Raw genomic sequence first — 6,000 nt, 5'->3', positions numbered from 1 at the left:
CTCTGGAAGTGTGCGGCAACAGAAGCGTGACCAAGCCGCTCGTATCCGTCATCATATGTACCTATAACCGAGCGGCCTCACTGAGAAATACTCTCAGAGCCTTAGAGCATCTCGCTTATTCGACGTTCGAGGTCGTCGTCGTCGCTGGGCCATGTACGGACCAGACCAGCGACGTTCTGGATCAGTACGAGGGGAAGATCAAGGTTGTCTTGACCACAGAGCGGAATCTGTCGGCATCGCGGAACCTCGGCATTGCCGCGGCTACAGGCGCAATCGTCGCGTTCATTGACGACGACGCGCTTCCAGACGCGAGCTGGCTCGACGATCTGATCGAGGCATTCTCTGATCCTGAGGTGGCCGCAACTGGCGGCTGTGTCATGGACCACTCAGGCCACCGCTTTCAAGCCCTGTACAACCTCGCTGATCGCTGGGGCGATTTCTCTGTCGGACTCGAACCGCGGCGACTCGATTATCTCGATCACCCCGACACCCCGATTTTCCCGTACCCGATGGGGACTAACAGCCTCTTCGTCCGCGAACGCTTGGTCGAAATAGGCGGATTCGACGAAACCTACGCCTTCTATCTCGACGAAACCGATGTCTGCGTTCGGCTGATTGATCGCGGGTATCGGGTGTTGCCACAATTTCGTGGCGTCGTTCACCACAAGTTCCTTCCGAGCGACATTCGCAATGACGGCCGTGTGACGGTCGACTACCGCGGAGTTATCCTCAGCCGCGTTTACTTTTCGATTCGTCACGGCCTTAAGAGGTCCAACGAGCTAGAGATGGCCGAGGCTTTCTCACAGTTTGCGAAGAGCCGACGAGCGGATCTGGAGAACCACGTTCAAGCGGGGCGAGCCGCTTCGCAGTCGCTCCACCAGTTCGATGTCGACGTGATCGAAGGGTGGAGGTTGGCGCATGAGTGGGCAGCCAAACCTGCTCGAACCAGACCTAAGCGTTGGTTTGAGGAACGGAGTGCCGATTTTCTTCGCTTCCCCACAGTCCAGCCGTACTCTCGAAGGCTTCGCTACTGCATCGTCACCCGGGAATATCCTCCCGGCACCGTCCATGGAATTGGACGGGCCCACCACACTCTCGCCACGGCAATGGCGTCTGAGGGCCACACCGTCCATGTCATCACCGCCAGTCGTTCGGGCCACAACACGGTGGACTTTGAAGAGGGAGTTTGGGTTCATCGGATCGTTTCTACCGATCAAGGAGTGTCTCCAGTCCCCGACCTGCCGGACGAACTATGGAACTGGTCGGGTTCGGTGCTTGATGAGTTGAGACGCCTAGATGGACTTAATCGAGTCGATGCCGTGCAATTGCCCAACTGGGATGCCGAAGGGCTTGCGGTAGTCGGCGACCGTCACTTCAGGTCGGTTCTGTTCGCATATACCCCGATCCTTGCCGTCGCAGCTAGCGATCCGCGAATCGATGTAAGTCACGCATCCGTGCGAGCAATCGCTGACGCGGATCGTACTACCTATGAGCTTACAGACCTGGTGATGGCCGCCTTCCCGTCGACGTTTGACGAGTTGGAACGCCTATACGGGACCCAAATCCCGAGCTGGAAGCGCGGTTTAGCCCCTCTAGGACTTCCGGATCTCGACCTTCCCCCGAGCATAGGTTCGGATGAATGGGTAGAGGTTCTCTTCGTCGGACGACTCGAGCCTCGCAAAGGTATCGACACCCTGTTGGCCGCTATTCCTGCGCTTTGTGCTCGCCATCCGCAAGTCCGGTTCACGCTTGCGGGAGATGACTCAACTCCCGCTCCTGACGGGATCACTTACAAAGAGAAGTTTCTATCCAGTCAGCCTCCGGACGTGAAACAAAAGGTTCGGTTCCTCGGGCCTATAGCGGACGACGAATTGATCGCAGCGTTCGCACGATGCGACATCTTCGTCGCCCCATCGCGCTTCGAGTCGTTCGGCTTGGTCAACCTCGAAGCGATGCGGTTTGGGAAGCCCGTGGTGTCGAGCTTGGTAAATGGAGTCATCTCGGTGGTACGGGATGGCCTGGATGGAATTCTTGTTCCACCAGACGACACAATCGCACTCTCGTCGGCGCTGAGTTGCCTGATCGACGACCCCGATCTTCGAGCATCGATGGGAGCCCACGGCCGTCGATCGTACGAGGAGAAGTTCACCGACACTCAGATGGCCGCACGCGTCGCAGCGTCGGTGCAAGCTCTCCTCGAAGGGGTTCCCCAGCAGCGAAATGAAGTAGTCACCGAGGACCTGTCATTGGAAATTCATCCCTGGACTAAAGTCGCGGCCGATCGGCAGCGTCTACTGCTCGACGCTCTGCGGTGCACCCAGTGCCGGGGACTGCTGAACGTCATTAGCATCGTTGCTACCGAGGACGGTCGCGTCAAGACTGGAACGCTGCGGTGCCCGACTTGTTCGGTGAACGTCGCCAGGATCGATAATTTCCAGATCACGTTTGCCGAGGTGGAGCCTATTTCGCAGCCACCAGATCCGGCCCCAACACGATTCGTGGGAGAGATTGGCGAATACCGGATTTCTGGACGCAGTGACGAGATGGTGGCGGATGGCTGGAACGTTCATCCTGACTGTTGGACGTCATCCGAATTGGGCGCGACACTCACCTACCGTGGCCCCTGCACCGATGTTCGCCTGAGGCTCGTCGATCATCAGCATGGCGGTTCGCTGCAAGTCATCGTGGACGGCCGCGTAACACACGTCCTCGACACTCGGGCGACTCTGGGTTCGGTCAGCCGGATTATAGATATCCAAAGTGATCTTGAGCTCGCGACGCACGAGATTGTTCTAAAGGTGATCAAGCTCGAGCCCGCCTCATATGTCCACGTTGATGAACTCGTCCTACTCGCACCGAGACAATCTGGATTGCGCTTTTCGGGTGCGGCCCCGTTCGCTCGAGCCAACACTTATAGCGAGCGGATCACTCGACACCTCTCTCAGTGCGATTCGACCCAGCTAATCCTGGAATGTGGTGGTGGAGACCGCAGGTCGAGCCGACCCAATCACTTGAACCTGGAATTCTTGCCCTACGAGGGCGCCGACCTGCGTGCCGACCTGCATCGGCTTCCATTCGACGACAGCACCTTTGACCTGGTCTTGAGCCAGGCGGTGTTTGAGCACTTGGCGAATCCTCGTGCCGTTGCACAAGAGATGATCCGGGTATGCAAGCCAGGTGGCCTAATTCTGACCGAGGTTGCATTCATGCAGCCGTTGCACGCCGTGCCCTACCACTTTTACAATATGACCGGCTGGGGCACCGAAGAACTCTTCAAGGAATCGTGCTCCATCGAAGAGTCAGATTGGTTTGGGCCACTTTCATTCACGATCAATTGGATCATGGACGCAGCCGGCATTACCGACAAGATGGATGCCGTCGAGAGGGAGGAGTGGCGGAGCCGTCTTTCGTCACTGGATGAGCTCGTCGATCATGACTCGCTGAAAGCGGTCGCGTCAGGAATATGGGTCGTGGCTCGAAAACACGAAAAGGTCCTCGACGAGTAAATCGGCCGCGTTCACAGAAGGCTCGTCAGGGCCTCGTTTACTCGAGTTCGAAACATGCCTGTGGAGAAAGTAGTCGATCTCCGAATGAGCTCCTCGCTCAACGCCGCGGAGCCGTTTGGATCGGCAAGTAGACCAGCGAGTTGGTCAACAGCCTCGGGAATCGAGTGAAAAGTGGTGGGGCAGCCAAGAAGATCCATGACCTCCGCCGGCCCGCCTTCGTCGTAAACCAGTGGTATACATCCGACGCTCGCCGCTTCCACAGGAGCGATGCCGAAGTGCTCAAGGCCTTCGGGGTGCGCAAACTTGTCAACCTGATAGCCCGCCGCGTGGATCAGGACCCCCGACTGTGCGTACAGGTCCAAGAGTTCCTGGCGATTGGCATTCGGATAGAAGCGACAGTCGCACCCCTTGGCCATTTCGACGAGCTCATTGAAACGAGCTCGTGAGCTTGCAGTGGCGTGTAGCGAGCCCCCAAGCGCCAAGGAAATTGGCGCACCGTGTTTCTGAGAGAGCCGCTTGACGATCTCGATCACCACGTCCTGGCGTTTGTTGTGACCTCCCTCGAAGAATCGTCCAACAGAGAGAACCAATTTCCGATCGGGCCAACTCGGCAACCTGGCGGGCGTTGGGAGTGTCGCCGGCGGATATACCACCCGCACGCTGGTCGCAGGGAGGTCCAACAGGCGGAGGTAACCGCTTACGTAACGGCGCACGAATTGCGAGTAGACCCATATCTCGTCAAATGTCGCAAGGTACCCCGCTCGGGAGCGGATCTCTTCCTCCGGAGCCTCAAACGGGAACTGGCAGATGAAAATATTTAGCCGTTTCCCGCGCCCGGCTACTGGAGGGACTATTTGGTTTCCGAGGACCACCATTATGTCGCAAGTTTCGGCGACCGAACTTCCCAGCGTCGTAGCACGGATCGAGGTGGACATTCCTAATGCGTCATTGATCTGGCGCATTCGGAGATTGCTGTAGGGGAAGGGGAAGGCCATGTGGACATTTCGCTGCCCAAGGTTCTCAGAAAGGACTGACGCGAGCTCAAGGAGGAAACGTTCACCGCCGCCGGGCACGAATTCATAAGGCGTATAGAGAAGCGCACTGCCACCGGGCCGAACATCCCTTGCGCTGGTGAGGCTATCTTCAGTCCCGGGTTCTGTTGGTTCTGTGCGATCGACTCGGCATGAGCCGGTTTGGACATCTTCTGTAACGCGGGTGAGGAGAGTCGATTTGTGATCTTGCCACTTGGTGACGAAGAGAAGTCGATTGGCTTCGGCTTCTACCTCAGGTCGTCTCGTGCCTCCCGCGTGGGTTCGGACAACATGGGCGAGCGGATTCACGACGACCGGTCCGACTTCCTGCCGGAGCCGCCGGCAGAGATCGACGTCTTCGTAACCACCGAGCTCCCATTCGAAGGAGAAGCCGCCCACCCGAATGAATTCATTCCTTCTGACCAGGAGACACGACGCCGAGCAATAATCGACGGCCAAATCATTGCTTAGTCGAACTTCGGACCAGTCGGATCCTCCCCCGATCTGAACAATTTCGCCGTTCCTCGATACACGGCCACCAATCTCCTGGACCTGACCGTACTGGTCGAGAATCACAGGTCCGACAGCGCCGTAGTTAGCATGACCCAGCAGGCTTTGGCCGAGGCGTTCTATGCAGTGCGGCTCCACGACTACCTGATCGTCCAGTAGCAGGACTAGGTCACTTGACGTTGTCTCGACCCCTAAGTTCCCGGCTTCTCCGATGCTCCTGTCAGGACCTAACGCGAGGAACTGGAATGGGCCCCGGCCTCGCGAGTTATGCACGCGCTCAGAGGCCCTCGCGGGGCTCCGATCAACGCAGATGAATTCGGCTATGAGGTCTCCATCTATCTCAACCATGCGCGCGGCATTCTCAACCGCGGCGTCTAAATCGCTGGAGACAGTCATGACGACTGAGACGGCGAAGGCAGTCGAGGGTGTGTTTACATCATCCACTGATTCGACCGATCAATCGGGTGCTGCTTCGGAGCGCCCTCTCATTCGACGCTCCTGGACCAATCGGAGAGGCCTGGTCACTCTCCAAGACCAGGTGTTCCTGATGGCCTGGAGTTCTGCACGAAGATCGTTTAGTTGCGCTACCTGGACCGCAGCCATTACCTCATTTTCGTGATTCAGGGCTGACAACTTCTCCTCGAAGATCGCTGCCTGGTGCGCGAGCTTGGCCACAAGAAACTCTGTCTCAGATTCCAGATCCTCGACTCTGCGCGATCGCTCAGAAAGTCGATCTGATAGCGAAGCTAGTCGCAACTCCACAGATTCCATGTCAGCTTCATGATCGTCCACCGCAACCGGTCCCCGAGAAATACGCCCTAGTATCGTCTAGCTGGCGTCGACGGCATCGATTCTGATGCTAATTGGCTAAGGCCTGCCAGACTCCGCGCCGAGGTCTGCCTCCCTATCTTCTTCTGAGTCCCCAAAGCCCGATCATCCGCGCGTCGGCCCCA

3 protein-coding genes are annotated in these 6,000 nt (G+C 57.7%); 2 read left to right on the top strand and 1 reads right to left on the bottom strand.

All coding sequences use genetic code 11. The annotated features are described in order from the left end of the window. Positions 1-8: 8 nt before the first annotated feature. A complete protein-coding gene (locus VFZ97_13735; protein ID HEX6394493.1) occupies positions 9-3,506 on the top strand; it encodes a glycosyltransferase in 3,498 nt (1,165 codons plus the stop codon). Positions 3,507-3,517: 11 nt separating this feature from the next. Here VFZ97_13735 and VFZ97_13730 read toward each other — a convergent pair whose 3' ends face one another. Next, positions 3,518-4,501, bottom strand: a complete 984-nt coding sequence (locus tag VFZ97_13730; protein ID HEX6394492.1) for a glycosyltransferase — start codon at positions 4,499-4,501, stop codon at positions 3,518-3,520. Between the two features lie 237 nt (positions 4,502-4,738). On the opposite strand from VFZ97_13730, the gene VFZ97_13725 reads away from it, so the two are divergent. Then, positions 4,739-5,008, top strand: a complete 270-nt coding sequence (locus tag VFZ97_13725) for a hypothetical protein (protein ID HEX6394491.1) — start codon at positions 4,739-4,741, stop codon at positions 5,006-5,008. Positions 5,009-6,000: the final 992 nt, after the last annotated feature.

It is taken from the genome of Acidimicrobiales bacterium (genome assembly GCA_036378675.1).
Taxonomy (GTDB): domain Bacteria; phylum Actinomycetota; class Acidimicrobiia; order Acidimicrobiales; family Palsa-688; genus DASUWA01.
This window is presented reverse-complemented; position numbering and strand designations above follow the sequence as displayed.